The following is a 26,124-nucleotide window of genomic DNA, read 5'->3' on the forward strand; positions in this document are numbered from 1 at the left end:
GCACCCGAGGCCGTTTTGCCTCAGCAGTATCAGCTTTGCTGTGTAGCGTGCTGGCAATGTGGGGCCTGCCAGCAGGCGCTGCGCCGCAAACGGGTGATGCGGACTGGACGGTGTCGGACGATGGCACCTACGTGATCGACGTGCGCGCGCAGCTGGCCTGGCCGCGCTGCGTGGAGGGCATGCGGTGGACTGGCACCACCTGCACCGGCCAGCCCCTGCTGCTGGACCGCGCCGAGGCCGCCGCCCTGGCCACGGCGCGCTGGAAAGCCGAGGGCATGGAGTGGCGCCTGCCACGCGCTGCCGAGCTGCAGCGCCTGTTCAACAAGGCAGCCACGCCGCCGGGCCTGGACCGCAAGCTGTTCCCGGCGGCGCCCGACCTGTGGCACTGGACTTCCACCGTCAATGCCGGCCCGCTGCGCAGCAGCAATCCATACAACTACAACACCATCCGACAGGACCGCAATGGCGATGGCGCCGCGCAAATGGCCCAACTCAACGGCTGGGCCGTCAGCCTGACCACGGGCGAGGCGCGCGGTGACGTGGCGCGCGGCAGCAAGCTGCCGGTGCGGCTGGTGCGGGCACATACACCCGGGACCGCTCGGCGTTAAGAAGATTCAGTACGAATCAGGGTCGCGTGCACCCGAGGGTGCGGACCGCCGGGCTCCCGGCGCAGCACTACTCCTGGCTTACCGCAACGCCGCGTTTTCGGCGCGCGGCTTCCACGCATTCACGATGGCCACAAGCGACAGCATCACCGGCACTTCCACCAGCACGCCCACCACAGTGGCCAGCGCCGCCCCGGAGTGGAGTCCGAACAGCGAAATCGCCACGGCTACGGCCAGCTCGAAGAAGTTGGACGTGCCGATGAGGCACGCCGGCCCCGCCACGTTGTGCGGCAGCTTCAGCCAGCGCGCGCCGGCCCAGGCGATGAAGAAGATGCCGTAGCTTTGCAGCACCAGCGGGATGGCAATCAGCACGATGACCAGCGGCTGAGCCACGATGGTGCCGGCCTGGAAACCGAAGAGCAGCACCACTGTGGCAATCAGGCCCACCACGGACCAGGGCTTGAGCGCAGCGACGAACCGCCCCAGCGCCTGTGGAGAGCGCCCCTGCAGCACGCGGCGTGTGGCCATGCCCGCCAGCAGGGGCAGCACCACGTACAGCACCGTGGACAACAGCAGCGTCTGCCACGGCACGGTGACGTTCGTCACGCCCAGCAAGAAGGCGGCAATGGGCGCAAACGCGAACACCATGATGAGGTCGTTGACCGACACCTGCACCAGCGTGTAGTTCGCGTCGCCCTTGACGAGCTGGCTCCACACAAACACCATGGCTGTGCAGGGCGCAACGCCCAGTAGGATCATGCCGGCGATGTATTCGCTGGCGGACTGGGGGCTGACCCAGGGCGCGAACAGATATTGGAAGAACAGCACGCCCAGCGCCGCCATGGTGAAGGGCTTGATGAGCCAGTTCACCACCAGCGTCAGCATCAGGCCCTGCGGCTTCTTGCCCACATCCTTGATGGCGCTCCAGTCGATCTGGATCATCATGGGGTAGATCATCACCCAGATGAAAACCGCCACGACCAGGTTGACGTGGGCCAGCTCCAGCCCGGCCACGGCTTGGAATATGCCGGGCGTGGCCAAGCCCAAGCCCACCCCGGCCAGAATGCCAGAGCCCACCCACACGCTCAGAAACCGCTCGAACAACCCCATGGTGTCAGCCTTGCACGGTGCCAATGCGGCGCAGTTCGCTTTGCAGGGACAGCTTGTCCAGCTTGTCGAAGGGCAGGCTCAGAAAGATGGTAATCCGGCGGTTGAGCGTGATGAAGGCCTCGGTGAACGCGCGCTGCTTTTCCTCTTCGGTGCCTTGCACGGCGGCAGGGTCGGCCACGCCCCAGTGGGCCGACATGGGCTGGCCGGGCCACACCGGGCAGACTTCGCCCGCTGCGTTGTCGCACACGGTCAGCACAAAGTCCATGGCGGGCGCATCGGGGCGGGCAAATTCTTCCCAGTTCTTGCTGCGCACGTCGCCGGTGTGAAAGCGGTTGCGCTGCAGCAGCTCGACGGCGTATGGGTTGACCTGACCTGCCGGATGGCTGCCCGCGCTGTACGCGCGGTACCGGCCGGCTCCCAATTGGTTGAGGATGGCTTCGGCCATGATGCTGCGGGCCGAGTTGGCGGTGCAGATGAACAGGACGTTGAAGACGCGGTAAGACATGGAAAGGTCTTTCTTTCGGTGGGTGGATTCGTCAGATTTGTCAGCAGGTAGTGCATTGCACCGGACTCGCAGCGTCCAGGCAGGGCTCGCCCTGGCAGCAGTTGGCCGTCAGAAAGCCCAGGAGCCGGTTCATCGCGTCGATATGCGGGCGGTAGATGAGGTTGCGGCCTTCGCGCTCCTGGGTGATCAAGCCCGCATGCAGCAATTCCTTGAGGTGGAAGGACAGCGAGGTGGGCGATACGCCCAGCGCCTCGGCCATCTGTCCGGGGGTAATGCCTCGGGGGCCTGCCACGACCAGCAGGCGGAAGGCGCGCAGGCGGGACTCCTGCGCCAACGCTGCGAGGGCTTGCACGGCTTCGGAATCGGTCATGCCGGATCTCCGCCCAGCGGCAGTGCATCTTTGGCGGGGTGCGGCAGGGCGGCAGGCAAGGCCAGCGTCACCAGCCAGCAGATGAGCAGCATGGCCGCCGAACCCACCAGGGCATACAGCAGGCCGCCCCATTGGTACAGCAGCCCCGACAGCAGCGTGCCGATGAAGCGGCCCAGGGCGTTGGCGGCGTAGTAAAAGCCCACGTCTTCCGCCGCCTTTTCGCTGCCCGCGTAAGCCAATATCAGGTACGAATGCACCGACGAGTTGACGGCAAACGCCACCCCAAATACCCCCAGCCCCGCCACCACCACCCATTCCAGGTGGGGCACTTGCAAGTACACCACCATGGCCAGTAGCGCGGGTACCACAGCCAGTGCGGCAGACCACCAGCGCGCGGCGGGCACTTCGGTGCTCAGGCCATCGGTGCTGCGTTTGACGATCTGTGGCGCCAGGGCCTGCACCAGGCCGTAGCCAATGGTCCAGGCGGCCAGGAAGCCGCCCACCATGGTGAAGGTCCAGCCCGAGGCATACAGAAACACCGGTACGCCCACGACAAACCAGACATCGCGTGCGCCGAACAGCGCCACGCGTGCCGCGGCCAGCAGGTTGATGCCCCGGCTTTTGGCAAACAGCTCCTTGGCCGACTTGGACGCTTTGGACTTGCCCATGAGCGGCGGCACAAACACCACCACGCCCGCCAGCACCATTGCCAGCAGCCCTGCCATGGCCCACAGTGCGCCGCGAAAACCCAGCAGGTCCAGCAACAGCCCGCCCAGGAAAAATCCCACACCCTTCATGGCGTTCTTGCTGCCGGTGAACCATGCCACCCATCGGAAGAGCTGGCCCGAGCCCTGGTCCTTGGCCTGGCTGGCCGTGATCTTGATGGCCGACTTGCTAGCCGTTTTAGTAAGGTCTTTGGCCACGCCGCAGATGCCCTGTGCCACGACCACCCAAGCCACCGATACTGCGGCAGTCCATTCAGGATTGAGCAAAGACAGCAACGCAAAACCGATGATCTGCGTGGACAGCCCCACCGCCAGCATGCGTGCAATGCCGTAGCGCGTGGCCAGCCAGCCGCCGATCAGGTTGGCGGCAATGCCCGCCGCCTCGTACAGAAGGAACAAAAATGCCAGCGTGAACGACGAATAGCCCAGCCGGTAGAAGTGCAGCAACACCAGCATGCGCAGCGCGCCATCGGTCAGCGTAAAGCCCCAGTACGCGGCGGTGACGATGGCGTAGTTGCGCGCGGCGGCGTTGCGGTTGCCGCCCGGCGCAGGCGTGTGGGCCGTGGCGGTCATATGCCTGCGCTCTGCATGTGGCAGGCCAGGTCCACCATACGGCAGGCGTAGCCCATTTCGTTGTCATACCAGGCATACACCTTCAGCAGCGTACCGTCGGTGACCATGGTGGACAGCGCATCGACGATGGAGCTGCGCGTGTCGCGTGCGTAGTCGGCGCTGACGAGGGGGCGCTCGTCGTACCCCAGGATGCCTGCCAGCGGGCCTTGTGCGGCAGCCGCTGCAAACAGCGCATTGACGGCCTCGGCTGTGGCGGGCTGGTTCAGTTCGAACACGCAGTCCGTCAGCGACGCGTTGAGCACCGGCGCACGCACGGCGTGCCCGTTGAGCTTGCCCTTGAGCTCCGGGTAGATGAGTGCAATGGCCGTGGCGCTGCCCGTGGTAGTGGGGGCCAGGCTCATCATGGCGCTGCGGGCACGGCGCAGGTCCTTGTGCGGCGCGTCCACCACCAGATTGGTGTTGGTGGGGTTGTGGATGGTCGTGATCTGCCCGTGGCGGATGCCCAGGTTTTCATGAATCACCTTCACCACTGGCGCGAGGCAATTGGTGGTGCACGATGCGGCGGTCACGATGCGGTTGCGGGCGGGGTCGTAGCGTTCATGGTTCACACCCACCACGATGTTGAGCACGTCGCCGGTCTTGACGGGCGCCGCCACGATCACGCGCTTGGCGCCCCGGTCCAGGTGGCCTTGCAAGGTCTCGGGGGAGAGGAATTTGCCCGTGCATTCCAAAACGACATCCACCCCCAGATCGCCCCAAGGGATTTCCGCCGGTGTGGCGTGGCTGCTGAACGTCATGCGCTGGCCCTGCACGCTGAGGGTGGCGTCATCCTCCGCCGCGATCGGTGCGCGCCAAGGGCCTTGCACGGTGTCAAAGGCCAGCAGATGGGAGGTGGCGGCCGCGCCACCCTTGATCTCGTTGACGTGGACTACATCCAGCCGGTTGGTGGCGCGCGGGTCGTCGTAGGGGCGCTCTGCGGCGCCCATGGCTGCACGCAGCGCCAAACGGCCGATGCGGCCCATGCCGTTGATGCCTACTTTCATTCGGTTGCTCCTGAGCGCTGCTTCGTTCATTGTTTCGATAATCGTTGAAGTATTGATCTATTGCGTGGCAGTTCTATGACAGAACGCCTGGCATTCGCTGGTGCGGCGGGGCCCAGGTCGTCCGGCCCCTGTCAAACCCGACAGGCCCCCAAGAAGCAACAGCCCGGTAGCGGATGGGCCCGCCGAGCAGTTCTTTCTGTGGAGTGGAGGGGTGGCCGTGTCAGCAGCACTTCGTCGGACTGCCGGCCGCAGGGCCGCAGCACGGGGCTTTATCGCCTGGTGCAGGCACCGCGCTGGCAGTGGGTGCATCGGTGGGGCAGCAGGCCGCCGCAGCGCTGCCGGACGTTGCCGCCTCGTTGAACAGCGGGATGTTCCCGAGCGTGTGAAAGTGCTCCCAGGCGATGCCCTCGGGGTCGGTCACCCAGTGTTTGTCGCTGCGCGCATAGCAGCAGGTGGTGGCGCCTTCGTCCAGCAGGGCCATGTCGGCCGCTTCGGCACGGGCCTTGAGTTCAGCCAGCTCGTCCGCGTCGTCCACTTGAAAGCCGAGGTGGTCCAGGCCGGTCTTGGCGCCCCGGGTGGAAATGGCGAAGTTGACGCGCGGGTCGTCCAGCATCCATTTGGCGTAGTCGGTTTCCACGCGGGTGGGCTGGGCGGCGAACAGCCGGGAATAGAACGCGATGCTCTGGCTCAGATCGCTCACGTGCATATGGACATGGAATCGCTTCATGGTGGTTCGTCCTTTCAGTGGGGGGATATTCAGATCAGCAGCTGCGGCAACCGGTGGCGCCATCGTCCAAGCAGGCGGTGGATCCTTGGCAGCAGTTCTCAGTCAGGTAGGCCAGCAGCCCGTTCATAGCGGGGTAGGCAGCGCGGTAGACCAGGTTGCGCCCTTGGCGCTCCTGGGTCACCAGCGCGGCGCTGGCCAGCTCTTTGAGGTGAAACGACAAAGTGTTGGGCGCGATGCCCAACTGCTCGGAGAGGGTTCCTGGCGTCAGGCCCTCGTCACCCGCGACCACCAGCGCGCGGAAGGCGCGCAGGCGCAGTTCGTGGGCCAGGGCGGCGAGGGAGCGGATGACATCGGTTTCGTTCATGATTCGATAATACAACGATTATTGAAATGATTGCAACTCTGCGCAGCAAATTCGCCGGTGTGCGGGGCAACGCCAATGGCTAACGGCTGGTCAGGCGGAATTGCGCGATGGAAACAGGCGCCCGGGCACCCACCGCAGCCACAGCGCCATGGTCAGCAGCTCCACCAACGACTGCGCCACGATGACTACTGCAGCCGCTTCCCACCCCGCGGGCAGGGCCAAGGCCAGCGGCAGCACCACAAACGAGTTGCGCGTGCCCAGCGTGAACGCAAGGGTGCGGCCTTGCGCGGTGGGCAGGCTCCAGGCGCGGGCCAGCACACGCGCCAGCACGGCAGCCGCCAGCAGGTAGGCGGTGAACACGGGTACGACCTGCGGCAGCACACCCAGCCCCTGCCATACGGCATCGAACTGGGAGGCGGCCACCACAAACAGCACGCCGGCCAGCAGCGGGACAGGACCCCAGGCCAGGGCGTTGCACACGGCCTCATGCCGCGCCTGGAGGGCGGGCGGCGCCGCGCGTACCCACGCCTGCTGCGCCGCCGCGACGGCCAGGGGCAGCAGCAGCACCAGCAGGGCGGGCGCCAGCCTGGCAGGATCCCACGCGGGCAAGGTGGCGGTACCGCCCATCAGCCACAGGTACGCGGGCAGCAGCACCAGTTGCAGCAACAGGTTCAGCGGCGTGATGGCGGTAGCGCGCAAGGCGTCGCCCCGGCCAAGCTGGGTGAACGTGATGAACCAGTCGGTACACGGCACCAACAGCACCAGCAGGACGCCCAGGCGCACGGCAGGGTCGGGCTGCACATGTGCCAATGCCTCTACCAGCGCCCAGGCCACCAGCGGCATGGCTACAAAGTTGCCTGCCAGCACGGCCCCGGTGAACCGTAAGTCACGCAGGGCGTGGTGCAACTGCAGCAACGGAACCTGCAAGAACGTGGCCCACAGCAGCAGCGCCAGCAGCGGCCACAACGCTGCCTCCAGCCACGCCGCGCTGCCCTGCAGTGCGCTCCCGGCGGCCAACCCCAGTCCCAGGGCCAGCAAATAGAGCCAGACCTGGTGGCGCTCCAGGGTGATGCGGTGCATGGGCGGGAAAGCCTTGGTAAGTGACTTTGATATCAAAATAATAGCTATCAGCGCTTGATGGTTAAGCGCTAGGTGCCAATTTTTATGGCAATGTTGCATGCCGATGCCACACCACTGGCAGAGGGCAGTGGCAAGCGGCCATACTTGCACACATCGGCCACCACGCGCTGGCCCGCCACCCCCCACAGAAAACCCGGAGACATTCTCATGAGCCTGCCCCTGCATCCCTTGGACACTGACATCCTGGCGCGCGCCTTGCCACTGCTGGACGAAGAATGGCTGGCCCGCGACGCCGAGCTGGCTCCCGTGCTGCCCACCGTGCTGGCCCGCAACGTGGGTCAGGACTGGCACAAGGCGGGCACCTTCCGCCACCACCTCGTGGGGGTGGCCCGGTCGCTCACACTGTGGCAGCAGCCGCGCGATGTGCGCCTGCTGGGCCTGCTGCACAGCGTGTACGGCAATGCGTTTGTGGACCTGGTGAAGTTCGACCCGGCCAAGGAGCGCGCCCGTGTGCGCGAGCTGGCCGGCGAGTCGGCCGAGCACCTGGTGTATTTGTTCTGCACGCAGTCGCGCACGCAGTTTGTGCAAAAGGTGCTGTCGCACGCGCTGGAGGCCGACGGCAGCATGGTGCTGGACGGCAAGGACGGCCAGCCGCACACGCTCACACCGTACGAGGTGGCCGCCTTCATCATCGTGAGCATGGCCGACACCATCGAGCAGTGGTTCAGCTGGCAAGACGACATCTTCTCGCGTTTTCCGGATGTGCAGCACCGCCACCAGAAGGCGCATTGGGCCGCATCGCTGTGGCCCGGGCCCATGCGGCCCAGCGGGCGCATGCTGCACCAGATCAGCGCCCTGGGCAAAGCCCTGCAGCACCCGGGGCTCAAGCACCAGCTGCCGCTGCCGCCCGTGTTTGCCGAATGCAGCCAGCTGCTGTCGGCCGCCAACGAGGCCGCAGCCACGTCGCTCTACTGGTCCGTCATCCAGCAAGACCAACCCCTGGTGGACCTGGACGTCGCCACCGGTGTGCTGGAGAGCGCCATCCGCCACAACCCATGGGTGGCCGAGCCGCAAATGGTGCTGGCCCAGCTCTATCTGTCGGCCGGCCGCAGGGATGATGCCAAGGCCGCAGCGTCGAGTGCGCTGCACCTGTTCAGTGCCTGGGGCAACGCCTGGGACAAGCGCGTGCAATGGGACGCCTGGGTGGCGTGGACGCGCATCCTGCTGCAGGGCGCGATGGTGGAGGGCTCCTGGCCGGAGCGGCTGGACAAGCTCAACAACGTGGCGCTGCGTAGTTGATTTGGAACCTCCCCCTGAGTGGCTGCGCCACTTCCCCCTTCGCTCGAATCGCTTCGCAATTCGGGAAGGGGGACGCAGCCCTCGCTGTCGGGCGGCCCTTGCTCGGCTGCCCTCGCCGGGCGCGCGCCAGTTTCATGAGGTGGGGTGGGGGCACGGGCCTCGTCTTCTTATTCGAATGAGTTGTAATGAAATGAAAACTTAGTTGTTCCAGTTTTATCGGGGAAACCCTAGTATGCGAGCCATCTCTCAACGAAAGGTTTTCCCTGTGAACAACAACAAGCGCCTTCTCCTGCAATCCGCCCTCGCACTGGCTGCCGCTGCTACTTTCTCGTCGGGCGCCATGGCCCAGGACAAGCCCATCAAGGTGGGCGTGACGGGCGGCCCCCACGCCCAGATCTTCGAGCAGGTGAAGAAGGTTGCCGAGAAGGACGGCCTGAAGATCCAGATCATCGAGTTCAGCGACTACGTGCAGCCCAATGCTGCGCTGGCTGCGGGCGACCTGGACGCCAACAGCTACCAGCACAAGCCGTATCTCGACGCGCAGGTGGCCGACCGCGGCTACAAGCTGGTGTCGGTGGGCTATACCGTCAACTTCCCCATTGGCCTGTATTCCAAGAAGGTCAAGAAACTCGAAGACCTGAAGGAAGGCGCCAAGTTCGGCATTCCCAATGACCCCACCAACGGCGGCCGTGTGCTGCTGGTGCTGCAAGACAAAGGTTTGATCAAGCTGCGTGATGGCGCGGGCCTCAAGGCCACACCGCTGGACGTGGTGAGCAACCCCAAGAAGATCAGGTTCGTCGAACTGGATGCCGCCCAGCTGCCCCGCTCGCTGGACGACCTGGACGCCTCTGCCATCAACACCAACTTTGCGCTGTCGGCCGGCCTGAACCCTGGCAAGGACGCCATTGCGCAAGAAAATGCCAAAAGCCCCTACGTCAACTTGATCGCCGTGCGCGAAGCCGACAAGGACAAGCCCTGGGTGGCCAAGCTGGTGAAGGCCTACCAATCGGAAGAGATCAAGAAGTTCATCCAGACCGAGTTCAAGGGCTCTGTGCTGCCGGGGTTCTGAAGCCGGGCCGGAGCGCTGTGCTCTGGCACCACAGCCTTTGATTTCAAGCAAAAATGGCGCCCAACGCTTGCCCAGCAAGCGCTGGGCGCTCTCATTTTTGCAGGTGCATTCCCCCGCACGTCCGGTAGGAGATTCCTGCGAGGGCGGCTTACCGCCACAATGCAAGCGAAACGTTCAGTAACAACCACCCGCCAAACTCTCACCCATGTCCTTGGCAGAGCGCATCTTCTCCGCAGCATGCGTCATGCTGGCGATGGTGTGCTACGTGCTGTCACCCGGCATGGACGACGTGCGCGTGCAACTGCTTCTGGACAACGCCTCGTGGACGCTGACCATCACCCTGGCAGCCTGGTGGGCGTGGCAAGGCCGCGCGCCGGTGCAGCATGCAGAGCGCCGGCTGCACACCGGCTTGTTCGTCGGCGCGCTGCTGCTGGCCGTGGGCCAGCTGGTGTGGAACCTGCAGGTTTTGCTGGACTGGAACCCCTTTCCGGCCCCGGCCGACCTGTTCTTTCTGGCGGCGGCCCCCGTGTGGGCAGTGACGGTGATCCGGTCCACCGTGGCCCGACTGTCACGCGACCGCATCTACCCCGCCGCATTGGACTTTGGCGGCGCCGTGCTGGCGCTGGTGGCGTTCACCCTCGTCATCTATCTGCCAGCCGAAAAGATGCAGTCGGTGGCCGTGGGCACCGTGCTGGTGCTTTACCCCGCAGTGTTTCTGGCGGCGGCGGGCGTCACCGCGCTGGCCATCCCCACGGTGGGCTTGCGGCTCATGCCATCGCATGGGCTGGTCTTGGCGGGCATGTTTGGCTACGGCCTGAGCTGGATGCACTGGAACTTGCTAGCCATTGGCGGCAACATCGTGCCCGGCAGCTGGGCCAACGCCAGCTTCAGCGTGTCGGCGCTGCTGCTGGGCTGGGGCGCACGCTGGTTGCAGTTTGAGGTATCGCACGACGCGGACTACCGCGCGCGGTGCGACCGGGCCATGAACTATGTGCCGCTGGTGTCGATGACGCTGGCCGCCATCACGCTGGCGCTGCTGTTTGTGGCAGGCGACGGTCGCGCGGGGTTGCAGGTGCTGATCTTTGTGAGCTGTCTGGTGGTGCTGCTGCTGGCCGCATTGCGCCAGGTGATTGTGGTGGGGCTGCTGAACCGCCTGCGCGCAGCCGAGGCTGCGGTGCTGCGCAATGAAGAACAGCTCTACCAGGTGGCGCATTTCGACGCGCTGACCGGGCTGCCCAACAGGCGCTTTTTTGAGGACACGCTGGAGCGTGCCGTGGCCGAGGCCGCACGCCAGCCCCATGTGGCCGAGCGCCGGGTGGCCCTGCTGCTGATCGACCTGGACCACTTCAAGAGCGTGAACGAAACCTATGGCCACCGCGTGGGCGATGCACTGCTGGCCGAGGCGGCCCAGCGCATCACGGCGCTGCTGGCGGGCCGGGGGCTGCTGGCGCGGCTGACCAACGACCAGTTCACCGTGATGCTGCTGCGCGTGCCGTCCCGCACCGAGCTGGCGGACCTGGCAGCCTCCATCGTCGAAGGCCTGGCCCGGCCGTGGGAGCTGTCGGATGTGGGCCCGCAGTACATGGGCGCCAGCATCGGCATCAGCCTGTTTCCGGACGATGCCGCCCGCTGCACCGAACTGGTCCAGCACGCGCACTCGGCGCTGCACGCCACCAAGAGTGCGGGGCGCGGCTCTTACCGCTTCTACATCGAGGCGTTCACCGAAGTCACGCGCACGCGCCTGGCGCTGCGCCGGCGACTGCACCAGGCTGTGCGCGACGGCGACTTCACCCTGGTCTACCAGCCGCAGTTCAACGCCGAGCGCAAGTTGGTGGGCGTGGAGGCCCTGCTGCGCTGGTCGCTGGACGGCCAGCCCGTGCCACCGGACGAGTTCATCCCTCTGGCGGAAGACAGTGGGCTCATCGTGCCCCTGGGGCTGTGGGTGTTCGAGGCCGCCTGCCGCCAGGTGGCGCAGTGGCGGGCTGCAGGCTTTGACGTGCCCGTGATGTCGATCAACGTATCGGCCATCCAGCTGCGCGAGCCACGGTTCGCCGAGGCGCTGCAGGCCGTGGCGCAGCGCACCGGCGTGCCGCCCGCATGCCTGGTGCTGGAGATGACCGAGTCCCAACTGCTGGACGAGTCGCTCTACGGTGCGGCGCTGGATCTGAAGAACGCGGGCTTCGGCCTGTCGATTGACGACTTTGGCACCGGGCATTCGTCGTTGATCAAGCTGCGTCGCCTGCCCGTGGGCGAGCTGAAGATCGACAAGGTGTTTGTGCGCGACATCGTGGCCGACGCCAACGACCGCGAGATCTGCGCCACCGTCAACACGCTGGCCCGCACGCTGGGCCTGCAGGTGGTGGCTGAAGGGGTGGAGACCGAAGAGCAACTGCAGCTTTTGATCAAGATGGGCTGCCACCGGTTTCAGGGCTGGCTGTTTGCCGCTGCCATGCCCCCTGCGCAGCTGGCCGAGGCGTGGTTGCAGCCGGTGGAACCACTTCAGCCGCTGCAGCCATTGACGCCGCTGCCTGTGCAGGGTGCTGCAGCGGCTGTATCCAGCGCGTGAACCGCCTCAGAGGCTGAGAGTTTTTTGGCCGGGCCCGAAAGGCGCGCAAAAAAGCTTCGGATGGAGGCGCAAAGCACAGCCATAGCTCGGGCTATGGCGAGCATTTGCAACGATGAGCCGGAGCGTTTTGGCGTGCAGGGCGGGCCGGGACAAAAGACTCTCGGCCTCTCAGCCTTTGCGCAGCGCCCGCTGATAACGCTGCAGCGCATCTCGCACCACCGGCAGCAAAAAGTACAGCCCCACGATATTGGCCAGCGCCATCGCAAAAATCATTGCGTCCGAAAAATCGATGACCGGGCCCAGGTCCATGCTGGCACCCGCCACCACGCAGGCCAGAAACAACAGCTTGAACACCAGCCCCGTCGCTGCATGGTCGCCCAGCAGGTAGCTCCAGGCCTGCAGCCCGTAGTAGGCCCAGGTGACCATGGTGGAAAAAGCAAACAGCACCACGGCCAGCGCCAGCACGTATGGAAACCACCACGCTGCGCTGGCAAAGGCGGCCGATGTCAGCGCTACCCCGCGCGCATCGCCCGCCGCCGCCGTGAGCCCGCCCGCATCCACATGGCCCGTAACGATGATGACCAGCGCCGTGACCGTGCAGATGACGACGGTGTCGATGAAGGGCTCCAGCAGCGCAGCAAATCCCTGGGACACGGGCTGGTCCGTCTGCACCGCCGAATGCGCGATGGCCGCCGAGCCCACACCCGCCTCGTTGGAAAACGCCGCGCGCTTGAAGCCCTGCACCATGGCGCCCAGTACGCCGCCCGCCACTCCTTCGGCAGAGAACGCGCCCAGCACCACTTGCGCCGCTGCGCCAGCCAACTGGTCGGCATGCAGACCCAACACCACCAGGCCGGCGCCCACGTAAGTGAGGGCCATAAAGGGCACCACTGCCTCCGTCACGCGGGCGATGGACCGGATGCCGCCCAGAATCACCATGCCCACCACGGCCGCCAGCAACAGTCCAAACACCCAGCCCCGGCCCGCCAGCACGCTGTCGGCACCACCGGTGACGCCCACCACCTGCTGAAAGCTCTGGTTCGCCTGGAACATGTTGCCCCCGCCCAGCGACCCGCCCACGCAGCACACGGCGAAGAACACGGCCAGCACCCGGCCCAGCACGGGCCAGCCGCGCTCTGCCAACCCAGTGCGCAGGTAACGCATGGGGCCACCTGCCACCACGCCGGTGACGGGGTCCACCTTGCGGTACATCACACCCAGCGTCACCTCGGTGAATTTGGAGGCCATGCCCAGCAGCCCGGCCACCACCATCCAGAACGTGGCACCCGCACCGCCCACGCTCACCGCCACGGCCACGCCCGCAATGTTGCCCAGCCCCACCGTGCCCGACACCGCCGTGGTCAGCGCCTGGAACGGCGTCACCTCGCCCGGCATGGCCGGGTTGGAATAGCGCCCGCGCACCACGGCGATGGCATGCACAAAGCCCCACAGCTGGATGCCCCGGAACGCGAGCGTGAACACCAGCGCCGCAACGATCAGCCAGCCCACGATGAGCGGAAACTCCGTGCCGCCCACGGGCACGGAGTGGAAGATCGTGCCCGACACCGCGTCCGCATACGGCGCCAGCGCGGCGCTGATGCGCTCGTCCACGCCCTGTGTGTTGGTTGGGGCGGGTGTAGGCGGGTGAGCGGTGGGCGGCATGGCAGCGCGGGTGGTGGACGCTGTGGCTGTGACTGTGGGGCGGCCATCATCCCGCACGGTGCCGCCGCCACCGCGCAACAGCCCAGTAACGGGGTCGGAGATTGAACCCGAAAACTATCAAATTGATAGCTTCTAGCGCTTTCTGGATAAGCGCTTGAGCCACTTTTTATGCAAATTTTGGTGGCCCAAGGCAAAAACCCGGCACAAGGCCGGGTCGATGGGGTGGTGGATGCCTGCGAAGTTGCGCGCGCAGACTGTCCGGGCTCAGGCGTCTCAGGCTGCCTGCGACACGCGCGCCTGGTTTGCGGCCACGCTGGTGTGCGTGCCAATCGCCTGCTGGGCGGCAGCCAGCGCGGTGGCCTTGGCGTCCGGGCCCATGGCCACGCCTTCGGCGCGCACAAAGCGCACGTCGGTGATGCCGAAGAAGCCAAACACCACCTTCAGGTAGCTCTCCTGGTGCTCCATCGCCTGGCCGCCTTCGCTGGTCGAATACACGCCGCCGCGGGTGGATGCCACGATCACCGTCTTGCCACCGGCCAGGCCCACGGGGCCCTTGTCGGTGTATTTGAAGGTGCGGCCGGCCTGGGCCAGACGGTCGATCCAGGCCTTGAGCTGGCTGGGGATGGAGAAGTTGTACAGCGGCGCGCCGATCACGATCACGTCGGAGGCCAGGAACTGGCTCACCAGGGCTTCGGACAGCGCGTTTTCAGCGCGCTCTGCCTCGGTGGCGGCGGCCTGGCCGGTGCGGAACCCCAGCGACTGGGCCGACAGGTGCGAAGGCGCCTGCGCGGCCAGGTCCAGGTACTGCACCGTGGTGCCGGGATGTGCAGCCTGCCAAGCAGCTACGGTCTGGGCGGTCAGCTGGCGCGAGACGGATTGGTCGCCGGTGATGGCGGAGTCGATGTGAAGCAGTTGCATGAGGATCTCCGGTGAGGGTGGGGCAGCCACGGCGTGTGGCCATGGAGTGAATTGTGGAGACGCGCTTATTTGTTGATAAGGCACTGAACTTGCGATAGATTGTTCCATCCATAGAACGATGCTCGGTATGCAAGACCTGAACGACATGCTGTATTTCGCCGAAGTGGTGGAGCGCGGGGGCTTTGCCGCTGCGGGCCGCGCCCTTGGCATCCCCAAGTCGCGCCTGTCGCGCCGCGTGTCTGACCTGGAGACGCAGCTGGGCGTGCGCCTGCTGCAGCGCACCACCCGCAAGCTGTCGCTGACCGAAGTGGGCGAGGCTTATTTGCGCCATTGCCAGGCCATGAGGGAATCAGCACAAGCCGCGGCCGACACGGTGGCCCAGGTGCAGACGGTGCCGCGCGGCACCATCCGCGTGAGCTGCCCGGTGACGCTGGCCCAGACCGTGGTGGCTGAGCTGATTCCCCGCTTTCTGGCCGACTGCCCCGAAGTGCGCATCGACATGCTGGTAAGCAACCGCGCCGTGAACCTGGTGGAAGAGGGTATCGATGTCGCACTGCGCGTGCGCCCCACGCTGGATGACAGCGGCAGCATGGTGGTGAAGCGGCTCGATCACACCACGCAGATCCTGGTGGCCAGTCCGGAGTTGCTGATCCGCCAGGGCACACCCAAGACGCTGGAAGACCTGGCCCGGCTGGACAGCATCTCCATGTCTGCGCCAGACGGCAAATCCACCTGGAGCCTGATCGGCCCTGGTGGCGTGCAGCAGATCGTGCAGCACACGCCGCGCTACGTGGCTGACGACCTGCTCACCCTGAAGTTTGCAGCCGTGGCGGGCACGGGCGTGTGCTGGATGCCCGACTACATGTGCCAGGACGAGATGCGCGACCGCAAGCTGGTGCGTGTGCTGCCCGACTGGGCCCCGGCCCCGGCCATCGTGCATGCCGTCTTCCCCTCTCGACGGGGCCTGTCGCCTGCGGTACGCCGTTTTCTGGATTTTTTGGGCGAGGCCATGCCGGGACGCAGTCGCCCCACGCTGCAGGGCATGGACGGCGCGGACATCTGAGTCGCTGCCAGTGCAAGGGGCCCAAAGGGCCGCCCTGGGCGGGAAAACGCTCACGGTCGCGCTCAAGCGCTCACGGGTTATCTGGTCGGGCACTAAAAGACCCGCCACCGCGCTGCATTGCGCCGTTGCGGCCGCGTTTTGGCGCCACAATGCAACGAATTGCAACTGTAAGGGCGGCCTTCCGTACCGCAGGTGGTCCGGCTTCGGCCCGGGCACCGCGAAGGCGGCTGCCGAGGTTTTTTGTGACCGCTGCCGCCTCCTCACACCCCATCGACCAGCACATCCGGCAAGCTCGGGTGCACCCCGCGGTGCGTGCCATCGTGATCCCGCCGTGTCCGGAGTCGCTGCTGCGGCTGCAGGCCATCATGGCCGAGCCGGAGCTGGATTCGGTGGCGCTGGACCAGCTGGCGTCATCCGATGTGGCCATGGCCGCAGCGCTGATCCGGCTGGCCAACAGTCCCATCTACGGGCTGGCCCACCCGGTGCAGACCGTGGGCATGGCCCTCACCGTGCTGGGCCTGCAGCCGTCGGTGGAACTGCTGTCGGCCTTCATCACGCGCAATGCTCTGATGGTGCGCTCGCCGCTGCTGGAGCATTTCTGGGAGAGTTCGCAGCGCCGCGCCATTGCGTGCGAGCACATCGGCCACCAGCTCTACAGCCTGGACCCGGGCCTGGGCTACAGCTTCGGCCTGTTCTGCCACGTGGGCATGCCCGTGCTGGTGAAGGCTGTGCGCGGCTACGGCAGCACGGTGACCGAAGCGCTGGCCCGCAAGGACCGCACCTTCACCCAGACCGAAAACGCCAACCACCGCACCGACCACGCGGTGATGGGCGCCATCGTGGCGCGCACCTGGCACCTGCCGGGCGATGTGGCCCAGGCCATTTGGCTGCACCACGACTTTTCGTGCCTGGGCGAAGACCGCTTTGCCCCGACCGTGCGCCACTTGGTGGCGCTGGGCCTGCTAGCCGAGTACCTGGTCAACCACCATGACAACCTGGCACCCACGCGCGAATGGCAGGAGCATGGCGAGGCCTGCATGCAGCACCTCGACGTGTCGGAAGACGAGCTGAATCACTGGATCGACGCGCTGCACCCGCAGTTCGAGGCCGTGCGCTTCTGACGTCGGCCCAGGGGCACCCCGCGTTGATGGCCGTGTAGGTGGGCCTGCCCGCCGTGCGGGTCAGCGCGCAGCATCAATCAGGTCTGCAATGCTGCCGTAGCCCCAGCGGCGGGCGTGCTGCGATGCACTCAGGCCTTCTCCATCAACCAGCGTGGTCTGGGCTCCCAGCGCCAGCAGCGCCTGCACGGCGGCTGTATGGCCGTTCAGCGCAGCAATCATCAGGGCCGTGCGGCCGGCCGTGTCGCGCCCGTCCACAGGTGCGCCTTGGGCCACCAGCGCTTCCACCTCGCGGGCGTTGCCGGCGCGGGCGGCGTCTCGCAACGCGATGGGCAGGGCGATGGCTCGCGACTTTGGGGCGGCCTGGGCATCGCCCTGACTGCGGTCGGCGGGCGCTGTTGCGGCTGCCGGGGCGGCTGCGGACGGCGGCGACACTGCGTGGGCCCGCGGGGCGGCTTGCTCCTGCAATACCGCGCGTTCGTCTGCATCGGCCCGCGCGGCGGGCCGCGGGGCCGCTGGCTTGGCGGGCGATGCCGGAAAGCCTGACAGGGCCTCGGCCGCACGGCTGCGCTGGGCCGGGGCCTCGGCCTCGGCCACCACCGGCGGCAGAGCAGGCGCGGGTGCGGCCGAGGGGGCGGCCTTGGCGAGGGGTTTTGCAGGCGATTCGGCTGCGTGCGGACTTGCCGGTGCGGGCGAGGGCGACGGGGGCGGCTGCAGGGTGCGGCTTTGTGCGCGTGCGGCGTCTTGCGCAGCGGTGGCGCCGCCGGATGGAGCGGGTGTTGCGGGAGTTGCGGGAGTTGCGGGAGTTGCGGGAGTTGCGGGAGTTGCGGCCGGGGCGGGTGGCGTGACGGCAGGCGCCGGCACCTCGGCGCGCCGCGTGCCAAAAGCGGTGTCTCGCTCCTCTGGTGTGCCGCGGTCAAACTGCAGCATCAGCAGGCCCGCCAGGCCCACCACCGCCACGGTCGCCAGGGCCGACATCTTCCAGCGCGACTGGTTGGCCGCGGGCCGCGCAGTGGTGGGGGTGATGGACGGCGGTGCATCGGCGGCCTTGGCCTGCGCTGCGGCAGCCGCGGCCAGCATCTGCGCATGGGCGCGCACGGCCTCCCGCACCTGGGGGCCGGGGCGGGCGCCTTCCTGTTCGCTGGCCTCGTGGTAGCGCCGGACCAGCTCGTCGTCCTGCCGCGTCATGCAAACTCCTTGAGGTGCTGGCGAAGGCTGGCCCGCGCATATCGCAGGCGGCTCTTGGCGGTTTCAAAATTCACGCCGGTGGCATCGGCAATCTCCTGCACGCTGAGGTCGCCTTCGGCCTGCAGCAAGAAGGCCTCGCGCTGTTCCAGGGGCAACTGCTCCACCGCCGCAATCAATGCGGCCGCCTGCTCCCGCGACTGCAGCTGCCGCACGGGCCCGAAGCCCGAGTCTGCCACCAGCGTGTCGGCCAACGTGCGCGCGTCGTCTTCCCTGGCATCCAGGGTGGCGTGGTCCCTGGCTGTGCGCAGGTGGTCCACCAGCCGGTTGTGCGCCAGCGTGAACAGCCAAGTGCGGAATTTGGCCGTGGGCTGGTAGCGGGCGGCGCTGCGCGCCACCGCAAACCACACGTCCTGCAGCAGGTCGTCCGCCAGGGCCTGCACCTTGATGCTGCGAAACACAAAGCGCCAAACGGCCAATTCATGCCGCGCATACAGCAGGTCAAACGCGCCCATGTCACCCGCGGCGTAGCGCAGCATCAGCGCTTCGTCAGCGGGTTCGGTGTTGTTGGCATTGGCGGGAGGGGTGGCGGGCACCCGGGCATTATGCGAGGGCCCCATGAGTGACCGGAGTCCGCCCTTGCGCCGTGTTCACCGGGGGTCTGGCACGTACGAATAGCTGTCCGACCTGGGAAACGCGCGCGGTACCTGCGGACCTGCAATGGGCTCGCGGATGATGCCCCGCGCAATCAGGTTGGCCATGCTGTCGTAGCGGATGCTGATGATCTCGTTGGGGTGGCTTTGCAAGCGCGTGAAGGTGGTGTGGGTGACCACCGACGTCTCGCGCTGGCCGTGGGCCGTGCCCAGCTGGGGCGCGGGCAGTGGCCCTGCCTTGGCCAATCTGTCGGCGGACTGTGCACGCGCGGAGGACTCCTCCGCGGCCGAAGGCGCCGGTGCGGCGGGCAAGGCTGGTTTGGCGGGTTCTTCGCGCAGGCGCTCCAGGCTTTTGGAAGGGGCGTTGCTGCCCCCTTCGATACTGCTGTCGCGGCGCTGGCTGTAGGGCTCGGGCACGACGGACGGGTATCGTGGCGTGGGCGCCGGCTGCTCGCGGAACAGCGCCACGCCGATCACGCCCACATGGGCGGGTCGACCCGTGCGGCTGGCGTACGAGTCGCCAATGCTGGAGAACTCGAACGCCGCCACCTCCGTGCTGCTCTTGCGCCAGCCGGTGATCTCATAGCGCTCGTACGGCGAGAAGACATAGCCGCGCTGGTCCCACGCAGCGGTCTCGCCGCTGAGCACATTCACGCCGTCCACCGACGGCACGGCCAACACGCGCTCGCCCAGCCGGTTGCGCACGGTGATGGCGTAACGCGCGCCCGGGCGGCCCGCTACCCAGTATTCGCCCTTGGCCCGGTGCACCGGCAAGGTGGCGCCGGTGTCCCGGTCCACGATGGTGACATCCGCGAGTTGGCCGACCGCCTGAGCGTGCAAGGGCGCCAGACCCAGCACCGCAGCAAGCGCAGCGAGGGTGGTGGCAACGGGCAGGGGGCGTGAACGGTGTTTCATGGCAGCTCCATCAAAGAAAAGTGGTGGTGCTGGGTGAAACGAACGGGGCGGGCGAACGGGGTTAACCGGGTGCAAAAAAAATCCACCAATTGCTGCGAGGATTGATGCGGTGGCGTCAAGCGGGCACAACCGGCACAACCGGCGAAGGCGTGTCCGGCGACCCGATCGGTCGGTGCGCCATCACCCCGTTAGCATGCAGCCCATGCTTGCTGCCAAACCGTACTTGCAAAGCGCGCGCATCCGCCCCGACGCGGAGGTGGACTACGACGCCTACCCCTACAGCATCCCCGCCGTGCGGGAGCTGGGCCTGCTGGAGTTCCATCGCGACGTGACGTTTTTCGTCGGCGAGAACGGCTCCGGAAAGTCAAGCTTGCTGGAAGGAATTGCGCTGGCACTGGGTTACAGCCCGGAGGGGGGTACACGCAACTTCCAGTTGGCGACAACGCAGTCGGTGTCGCCGCTGCACGAGGTGCTGCGGCTGGCACGCAGTTTTCGCAAGCCGCGCGACGGCTACTTTCTGCGGGCAGAAAGTTTTTTCAACGTGGCGACCTTCATGGATGAAGTGGGCTACCTGGAGAGCTATGGCGGCCAGTCGTTGCATGCCCGCTCTCACGGGGAGGCGTTCATGGCGCTGCTCACGCACAAGTTCCGGGGCAAAGGCCTGTATCTGCTGGACGAGCCCGAGGCCGCCCTGTCGCCCAGCCGGCAGCTGGCCGCGCTGTCGGTCATCCACCAGTTGGTGCAGGACGATTCGCAGTTCATCATCGCCACGCACTCGCCGATCCTGCTGTCCTACCCCCACGCCAAGATTGTCCAGTTTGATGGTTCGGGCTTGTCGGAAGTGGCATTCGAGGACACCGACCACTTTGCGGTCACGCGCGACTTCTTGAACAACTACCCCAGGCGACTGGAGCAGTTGCTGGCGGACGACGAGAGCGGCTAAGCCCACGTTAGTGCCGCTGCGGCTCTCCTGCGGGGCGGGGCGCTGGCCCTCGCCCCCACCGCCCAGTTGTCAGTGCGCAAGACGGCGCACTGCGCCCGGCATGCCTGGCGCGCCGGGCATGGGTGGGACGCTGCCCCGCGGTCCCGGTGCCGATGCAGCGCGCGGCGTGTTCACCAGGTGCGCCGCAGTGCTAGCCGGGCTGCCGCCGGAGACATGGAACACCGACACCAGTTCGGCCAGGCGCTGGGCCTGTTCACGCAGGTTCTCGGCAGACGCGGCGCTTTCGCCCACCAGGGCGCCGTTTTGCTGTGTCATCTGGTCCAGCTGGGTCACGGCCACGTTGATTTGCGAGATGCCATCGCTCTGCTCGGAAGCAGCCGTGCTGATCTCGCCAATGATGCCGTTCACCCGCTGCACGCCTTGCACGATCTCCTTCATGGTCTCGCCCGCGTTGGCCACGAGCTGGGTGCCCGAGCCGACCTTTTCGACGCTGGACTGGATCAGCGCCTTGATCTCCTTGGCGGCCTCGGCGCTGCGCTGCGCTAGGCTGCGCACCTCGGTGGCTACCACGGCAAATCCACGGCCTTGTTCGCCCGCACGGGCAGCCTCGACGGCGGCGTTGAGTGCGAGGATGTTGGTCTGGAACGCAATGCCGTCGATCACGCCAATGATGTCGGCGATCTTCTGGCCGCTGTGGTGGATGTCCTGCATCGTGCTCACCACCTGCTGCATTACTTCGCCGCCCTTGGTGGCGGTGCTGGCGGCGGTGGTCGCCAGCACATTGGCCTGGCGGGCCGAGTCAGCGCTTTGGCGCACCGTGGCGGTCAGCTCTTCCATGCTGGCGGCGGTCTGCTCCAGGCTGCTGGCGGCTTGTTCGGTGCGGTTGCCCAGGTTCTGGTTGCCGCTGCGAATGTCGTCGCTGGTGGCGCGCAGTTGCGCGATGTTGTCGCGCACGGCCGAGACCAGTTCATGAAAGCGCTGCTGCATGTCGCGCACGGCCACCATCACGCTGCCCGTGTCGCCCGCTTTCACCTGCACCGGGGTGGTGAGGTTGCCTTGCTGGATGGCTTGCACCACCGCGCGCACTTCGCTGGGCTCGGCGCCCAGTTCGCGGCTGATGCTGCGCGACACCAGCACCGTCACCGCAACGCTGATCAGCACTGCCAGCAGGGTGATGGACAGCATCACGCCAGTGAACTGGCTCGCGTCCTGGTTGGCCGTCTGGCTGTTGTTGATGATGCGCGCTTCTTCGTAGTCGATGAGCTTGTTGGCTGCAGCGAGCCACTGCTCATACTGCGGCTTGGCCTCGGTCCAGAGCAGGGTTTCGGCGCCAGCGCGGTCGCCGGCCTGCACCAGGGCAACCACCTTGCTCGTGGTGGCCACCGTGCGCGCCTCAATGTCCTTGAGCGCCTGCACCATCGGGGCCACTTCGGGGGGAATCTCTTTAGCGGTTTTCAGCACGCTGTCCAGCTGATTTGCAGACTGGGCATAGAAGTCTGCCAGCCGTGCGATGGATTCAATTTCTTTGAGCCGAGCATGGTCGTTGGGTGCCAGCACCACATCCCGTACGGCGATAGAGCGGTCATGGGCCGAGCCGCGAAAGTTGATGGCCGCGCGCTGGATGACGGCGTTCTGCGTGGCGTTGGCCGTCAACGCGCTATCGATGCCACGGGCAATCAGCATGCTGTAAACGGACATTCCGAGCAAAGTCACGATGACCAAGCCGAAGCCTGCCATCAATCGGTGGCTGATTTTCCATGTGTGCATTACGCTGCCTTTCGGGGTGGGGGTCAAAAACGAGGGGGCAATGCGAGCAGCGGCGTAGTCACGGAACGGCGAACAACGGCGCAGTGTTTTGCATTTCGTTACATTGTACTAAATGGTTGTAATTTGAACTGTTTGGTTTAATTTGTTTGCGTCATAGTAGTTTTGTGACTGGACGCATGTGGTGATCGTTTTTTAGATGTTTTCGCCATTAAATAAAAAGAATTAATTCGTTTGGGTTTTAAAGAGCGACTTGCAGAATGCCTGCACTGTGTCTTCACCCACTTCCATCCTTATCGTGCCCGGTTGGCGCGACTCCGGCCCTGGCCACTGGCAGAGCCTGTGGGCCGAGCGCCTGCCCAGCGCGCTCCGGGTGGTGCAGGACGACTGGATCACGCCCACGCGGTCTGCGTGGGTAGGGCAACTGGAGAAAACCGTGCTGGTCGCCCCGCACCCGGTGGTCATCGTGGCGCACAGCCTGGGCTGCATCGCCACCACGCACATGGGCGCGCAGGCGGCGGCTAAGGTGTGTGGTGCACTGCTGGTGGCACCTGCGGACCCGGAGCGCCGCGCCATCCTGAGCGACTTTGCGCCCGTGCCCTATGCACCGTTGCCCTATCGGAGCATCGTGGTGGCCAGCAGCAACGATCCGTACTGCCCCATCCGCTTGGCCGGGGCCTATGCGCGCGCCTGGGGCAGCGAGTTTGTGCGCCTGCAGAACGCCGGGCACATCAACATCGACTCGGGCCAGGGCGAATGGCCGCTGGGCTGGGCGCTGCTCCAGTCCCTGGACGGTAGCGGAGCGCAGATGGACGTCGTACATGCGGCCGCCGGGCTGTAGAGAACTCCTCTTTTGATAGCTGCTAGCGCTTGCTGAATAAGCGATGGCAGCACTTTTTGCTTGAATTTTCTTCGGCATGCCGTGCTCGCAGAAGGATCAGCTCGCCGCTCTCACACTTCTATATGCTCAATTTCGATTAATTTAAAAGAATATATTCTTTTGAGTTTTAAAGGCAGCTGCGCACAATGCGCCATCCCAGCTATACACCCGGCAACGCACCATGACTTCTTTGAAACTCAAGACCCTCCTGGCCACCCTGGCCCTGGCCACCAGCGGCATGGCTGCAGCGCAGAACACCCTGCTCAACGTCTCGTACGACGTGGCGCGCGAGTTCTACAAGGACTACAACGCTGCCTTTACGGCCCACTACAAGAAGACCACAGGCCAGGACGTGAAGATCGATCAGTCGCACGCTGGCTCTAGCGCACAAGCCCGCGCCGTGAATGACGGCCTGGCCGCCGATGTGGTCACCATGAACACCACCACCGACGTGCAGTTTCTGGCCGACAACGGCGTGGTGGCCAAGGACTGGGCGCAGAAGTTTCCGCACGATGCATCGCCCACCACGTCCACCATGCTCTTCCTGGTGCGCAACGGCAACCCCAAGAACATCAAGGACTGGGACGACCTGATCAAGCCCGGTGTGCAGGTCATCGTGGTCAACCCAAAGACGGGCGGCAACGGCCGCTATGCCTACCTGGCCGCCTGGGGCGCGGTGCGGGAGAAGGGCGGCACCGAGCAGCAGGCCGCCGAATTCGTCGCCAAGCTCTACAAGAACGTGCCCGTGCTGGCCAAGGGCGGCCGCGACGCCACCGCCACCTTCCTGCAGCGCAACCAGGGCGATGTGCTGATCACGTTCGAATCCGAAGTGGTCTCCATCGACCGCGAGTTTGGTGCCGGCAAGGTCGATGCCATCTACCCCTCGGTCAGCATCGTGGCCGAGAACCCCGTGGCGGTGGTCGAGCGCACCGTGGCCAAGAAGGGCACGGCTCAACTTGCCAAGGCCTACCTCGACTACCTGTACTCCGATGAAGCGCAGGAAATCGCGGCCAAGCACGCCATCCGTCCGCGTTCTGAGAAGGTGCTCAAGAAGTATGAAAGCACCTTCAAGCCGCTCAAGCAGTTCACGGTGGCCAAGTACTTTGGTTCGTTGACAGAAGCGCAGAAGGTGCACTTCAACGACGGCGGCCAGTTCGACAAGATCTACAGCAGCAAGTAAGCACGCCATGACCGTCGCGACCTCTGCGGCCGCGCTCGGGGCCTCGTCGGCCTCGGCGCAGGCCGGTCGGCGTGCGCCCAAGCGGGTGCTGCCTGGCTTCGGCCTCACGCTGGGCTACACGCTCTTTTATCTGAGCATCATCGTGCTGATCCCGTTGTCGGCACTGATCTTCAAGACCTTCACGCTCACCTGGGAGCAGTTCTGGGCCGCCATCAGCGCACCGCGCGTGCTGGCGTCGTACCGGCTCACGTTCGGTGCGTCGTTTCTTGCGGCGCTGGTCAACTTGGTGTTCGGCCTGCTCATCGCCTGGGTGCTGGTGCGCTACAAGTTTCCCGGCAAGAAGATCGTGGATGCACTGGTGGACTTGCCTTTTGCACTGCCTACCGCTGTCGCCGGCATTTCTCTCACCGCGCTGCTGGCCGGCAACGGCTGGATCGGCAGCATCCTGGAGCCCATGGGCATCCAGTTGGCCTTCAAGCCCGCGGGCATCGTGATCGCGCTGATTTTCATCGGCCTGCCGTTCGTGGTGCGCACCGTGCAGCCCGTGCTCGAAGACGCCGAGAAGGAGTTGGAAGAAGCTGCGACCTGCCTGGGCGCCACGCGCTGGCAAACCTTCCGCTTCGTGATCCTGCCCTCCATCATCCCCGCTTTGCTGACCGGCTTTGCCATGGCATTTGCGCGGGCGGTGGGTGAATACGGCTCGGTCATCTTCATCGCGGGCAACATGCCCATGGTGTCCGAGATCACGCCCCTCATCATCATCGGCAAGCTGGAGCAATACGACTATGCCGGCGCCACGGCTGTGGCGGTTGTCATGCTCGTGATTTCCTTCATCCTGCTTTTGATCATCAACGCGCTGCAGGCTTGGCAGCGCCGCCACGCGGGGGCTCCGGCATGAGTGGCAACAATTCTCGAACCATCCGCCGCACCCAGGCGGGCACCACCGAAGCACCCTGGGTGCGCTACACGCTGATCGGCATTGCGCTGGCCTTCATGTTGCTCTTCCTGGTCCTGCCGCTGGCCGCCGTGTTTGCCGAAGCGCTGCGCAAGGGCTTTGGCGCCTACCTGGAAGGTCTGCGCGAGCCCGACGCTTGGTCGGCCATCAAGCTCACCCTGATCACCGCCGCCATTGCCGTGCCGCTGAACCTGGTGTTTGGCATCGCCGCCGCCTGGTGCATTGCCAAGTACGAGTTCAGGGGCAAGGCGTTTTTGACCACGCTGGTGGATCTGCCGTTCTCGGTGTCGCCCGTTGTGGCCGGTTTGATCTATGTGCTGATGTTTGGCGCGCAGGGCTGGTTCGGCCCGTGGCTGGCGGCGCATGACATCAAGATCATCTTTGCCGTGCCGGGCATCGTGCTGGCCACTGTGTTCGTGACCTTCCCGTTCATTGCCCGCGAGCTGATTCCGCTGATGCAGGCGCAGGGCAATGATGAAGAGCAGGCCGCCATCGTGCTGGGCGCCAGCGGCTGGCAAACCTTCTGGTACGTGACCTTGCCCAACATCAAGTGGGGCCTGCTGTATGGCGTGATCCTGTGCAACGCGCGGGCCATGGGCGAGTTTGGCGCGGTATCGGTGGTGTCGGGCCACATCCGAGGCCAGACCAACACCATCCCGCTGCACGTGGAAATTCTCTACAACGAGTACCAGTCGGTGGCCGCGTTTGCTGCAGCCTCGCTGCTGGCCCTGCTCGCCTTGGTCACGCTGGTCATCAAGACGATTGCCGAACACCGCAACGAACAGGCCATGAAGGCCGCCGCCGAATTGCCGCCCGAGCGCCCCGCGCCCGCTGGCGTGTGAAGGAAACAGA

The 26,124-nt window shown here is 65.7% G+C and carries 25 protein-coding genes; 11 read left to right on the forward strand and 14 right to left on the reverse strand.

Annotated features, from left to right (window positions below):
* Nucleotides 1–56 precede the first annotated feature (56 nt).
* Nucleotides 57–608: a DUF1566 domain-containing protein gene (locus tag ACK4HJ_RS15525; RefSeq protein ID WP_409833370.1), complete on the forward strand. Its 552-nt coding sequence runs from the start codon at nt 57–59 to the stop codon at nt 606–608.
* Nucleotides 609–686: 78 nt separating this feature from the next.
* Here ACK4HJ_RS15525 and arsB read toward each other — a convergent pair whose 3' ends face one another.
* The 8 genes from arsB to ACK4HJ_RS15565 all read right to left on the reverse strand — a co-directional run bounded on the left by arsB (nt 687) and on the right by ACK4HJ_RS15565 (nt 7,102).
* Nucleotides 687–1,715 (reverse strand): ACR3 family arsenite efflux transporter, encoded by a 1,029-nt coding sequence (gene arsB, locus ACK4HJ_RS15530; protein WP_409833237.1) that lies wholly within the window; start codon nt 1,713–1,715, stop codon nt 687–689.
* A 4-nt stretch (nt 1,716–1,719) separates the two neighbouring features.
* Complete coding sequence (locus ACK4HJ_RS15535) at nt 1,720–2,220, reverse strand: arsenate reductase ArsC (RefSeq protein WP_409833238.1); 501 nt, start codon at nt 2,218–2,220, stop codon at nt 1,720–1,722.
* Nucleotides 2,221–2,260: 40 nt separating this feature from the next.
* Nucleotides 2,261–2,590: an ArsR/SmtB family transcription factor gene (locus ACK4HJ_RS15540; protein ID WP_409833240.1), complete on the reverse strand. Its 330-nt coding sequence runs from the start codon at nt 2,588–2,590 to the stop codon at nt 2,261–2,263.
* Entirely contained in the window at nt 2,587–3,888 is a 1,302-nt protein-coding gene (gene arsJ, locus ACK4HJ_RS15545) for an organoarsenical effux MFS transporter ArsJ (RefSeq protein WP_409833242.1), read from the reverse strand. Before arsJ ends, ACK4HJ_RS15540 begins: the two co-directional genes overlap by 4 nt.
* Nucleotides 3,885–4,931: an ArsJ-associated glyceraldehyde-3-phosphate dehydrogenase gene (locus ACK4HJ_RS15550; protein WP_409833244.1), complete on the reverse strand. Its 1,047-nt coding sequence runs from the start codon at nt 4,929–4,931 to the stop codon at nt 3,885–3,887. The genes arsJ and ACK4HJ_RS15550 overlap by 4 nt, the downstream gene beginning before the upstream one ends.
* 220 nt (nt 4,932–5,151) lie before the next feature.
* Complete coding sequence (locus tag ACK4HJ_RS15555) at nt 5,152–5,658, reverse strand: ArsI/CadI family heavy metal resistance metalloenzyme (RefSeq protein ID WP_409833246.1); 507 nt, start codon at nt 5,656–5,658, stop codon at nt 5,152–5,154.
* Nucleotides 5,659–5,692: 34 nt separating this feature from the next.
* Entirely contained in the window at nt 5,693–6,022 is a 330-nt protein-coding gene (locus ACK4HJ_RS15560; RefSeq protein WP_409833248.1) for an ArsR/SmtB family transcription factor, read from the reverse strand.
* Between the two features lie 90 nt (nt 6,023–6,112).
* The gene (locus ACK4HJ_RS15565; protein WP_409833250.1) at nt 6,113–7,102 is read right to left on the reverse strand and encodes a bile acid:sodium symporter; all 990 of its coding nucleotides are present in this window, start codon (nt 7,100–7,102) and stop codon (nt 6,113–6,115) included.
* Nucleotides 7,103–7,309: 207 nt separating this feature from the next.
* Here ACK4HJ_RS15565 and ACK4HJ_RS15570 point away from each other — a divergent pair, with 207 nt between their 5' ends.
* The 3 genes from ACK4HJ_RS15570 (at nt 7,310) to ACK4HJ_RS15580 (ending at nt 12,036) form a co-directional block, all read left to right on the forward strand.
* On the forward strand, nt 7,310–8,401 hold the full coding sequence (locus ACK4HJ_RS15570; protein ID WP_409833252.1) for a DUF6817 domain-containing protein: 1,092 nt from the start codon (nt 7,310–7,312) through the stop codon (nt 8,399–8,401).
* A 232-nt stretch (nt 8,402–8,633) separates the two neighbouring features.
* Nucleotides 8,634–9,470, forward strand: a complete 837-nt coding sequence (locus ACK4HJ_RS15575) for a MetQ/NlpA family ABC transporter substrate-binding protein (RefSeq protein ID WP_409833254.1) — start codon at nt 8,634–8,636, stop codon at nt 9,468–9,470.
* A 205-nt stretch (nt 9,471–9,675) separates the two neighbouring features.
* Entirely contained in the window at nt 9,676–12,036 is a 2,361-nt protein-coding gene (locus tag ACK4HJ_RS15580; protein WP_409833255.1) for a putative bifunctional diguanylate cyclase/phosphodiesterase, read from the forward strand.
* Between the two features lie 168 nt (nt 12,037–12,204).
* Here the strand turns inward: ACK4HJ_RS15580 and ACK4HJ_RS15585 are convergent, their stop codons facing one another.
* Nucleotides 12,205–13,698: an alanine/glycine:cation symporter family protein gene (locus ACK4HJ_RS15585; protein WP_409833257.1), complete on the reverse strand. Its 1,494-nt coding sequence runs from the start codon at nt 13,696–13,698 to the stop codon at nt 12,205–12,207.
* Nucleotides 13,699–13,971: 273 nt separating this feature from the next.
* Complete coding sequence (locus ACK4HJ_RS15590; protein ID WP_409833259.1) at nt 13,972–14,616, reverse strand: FMN-dependent NADH-azoreductase; 645 nt, start codon at nt 14,614–14,616, stop codon at nt 13,972–13,974.
* Between the two features lie 127 nt (nt 14,617–14,743).
* Here ACK4HJ_RS15590 and ACK4HJ_RS15595 point away from each other — a divergent pair, with 127 nt between their 5' ends.
* A complete protein-coding gene (locus ACK4HJ_RS15595; RefSeq protein WP_409833261.1) occupies nt 14,744–15,679 on the forward strand; it encodes a LysR family transcriptional regulator in 936 nt (311 codons plus the stop codon).
* Nucleotides 15,680–15,921: 242 nt separating this feature from the next.
* Nucleotides 15,922–16,800: an HDOD domain-containing protein gene (locus tag ACK4HJ_RS15600; RefSeq protein ID WP_409833262.1), complete on the forward strand. Its 879-nt coding sequence runs from the start codon at nt 15,922–15,924 to the stop codon at nt 16,798–16,800.
* Between the two features lie 60 nt (nt 16,801–16,860).
* Here ACK4HJ_RS15600 and ACK4HJ_RS15605 read toward each other — a convergent pair whose 3' ends face one another.
* From ACK4HJ_RS15605 to ACK4HJ_RS15615, 3 genes are all read right to left on the reverse strand, one after another.
* Nucleotides 16,861–17,985, reverse strand: coding sequence for an ankyrin repeat domain-containing protein (locus ACK4HJ_RS15605; RefSeq protein ID WP_409833264.1), 1,125 nt, complete (start codon nt 17,983–17,985; stop codon nt 16,861–16,863).
* Nucleotides 17,982–18,521 carry a sigma-70 family RNA polymerase sigma factor gene (locus ACK4HJ_RS15610; protein ID WP_409833372.1) on the reverse strand — a complete coding sequence of 180 codons (540 nt, stop codon included), beginning with the start codon at nt 18,519–18,521 and terminating at the stop codon, nt 17,982–17,984. The genes ACK4HJ_RS15605 and ACK4HJ_RS15610 overlap by 4 nt, the downstream gene beginning before the upstream one ends.
* Before the next feature lie 111 nt (nt 18,522–18,632).
* A complete protein-coding gene (locus ACK4HJ_RS15615; protein WP_409833266.1) occupies nt 18,633–19,550 on the reverse strand; it encodes a hypothetical protein in 918 nt (305 codons plus the stop codon).
* Nucleotides 19,551–19,752: 202 nt separating this feature from the next.
* Here ACK4HJ_RS15615 and ACK4HJ_RS15620 point away from each other — a divergent pair, with 202 nt between their 5' ends.
* Nucleotides 19,753–20,493: an AAA family ATPase gene (locus ACK4HJ_RS15620; protein ID WP_409833268.1), complete on the forward strand. Its 741-nt coding sequence runs from the start codon at nt 19,753–19,755 to the stop codon at nt 20,491–20,493.
* Between the two features lie 69 nt (nt 20,494–20,562).
* Here ACK4HJ_RS15620 and ACK4HJ_RS15625 read toward each other — a convergent pair whose 3' ends face one another.
* Entirely contained in the window at nt 20,563–22,260 is a 1,698-nt protein-coding gene (locus ACK4HJ_RS15625; protein WP_409833270.1) for a methyl-accepting chemotaxis protein, read from the reverse strand.
* Between the two features lie 268 nt (nt 22,261–22,528).
* On the opposite strand from ACK4HJ_RS15625, the gene ACK4HJ_RS15630 reads away from it, so the two are divergent.
* The 4 genes from ACK4HJ_RS15630 to cysW all read left to right on the forward strand — a co-directional run bounded on the left by ACK4HJ_RS15630 (nt 22,529) and on the right by cysW (nt 26,114).
* Entirely contained in the window at nt 22,529–23,098 is a 570-nt protein-coding gene (locus ACK4HJ_RS15630) for an RBBP9/YdeN family alpha/beta hydrolase (protein ID WP_409833272.1), read from the forward strand.
* 220 nt (nt 23,099–23,318) lie between these two features.
* The gene (locus tag ACK4HJ_RS15635; RefSeq protein WP_409833273.1) at nt 23,319–24,317 is read left to right on the forward strand and encodes a sulfate ABC transporter substrate-binding protein; all 999 of its coding nucleotides are present in this window, start codon (nt 23,319–23,321) and stop codon (nt 24,315–24,317) included.
* Nucleotides 24,318–24,324: 7 nt separating this feature from the next.
* On the forward strand, nt 24,325–25,215 hold the full coding sequence (cysT, locus tag ACK4HJ_RS15640; protein ID WP_409833275.1) for a sulfate ABC transporter permease subunit CysT: 891 nt from the start codon (nt 24,325–24,327) through the stop codon (nt 25,213–25,215).
* Entirely contained in the window at nt 25,212–26,114 is a 903-nt protein-coding gene (gene cysW, locus ACK4HJ_RS15645) for a sulfate ABC transporter permease subunit CysW (RefSeq protein ID WP_409833277.1), read from the forward strand. The genes cysT and cysW overlap by 4 nt, the downstream gene beginning before the upstream one ends.
* Nucleotides 26,115–26,124 lie beyond the last annotated feature (10 nt).

The organism is Acidovorax sp. (genome assembly GCF_046294525.1).
Lineage (GTDB): Bacteria > Pseudomonadota > Gammaproteobacteria > Burkholderiales > Burkholderiaceae_C > Acidovorax.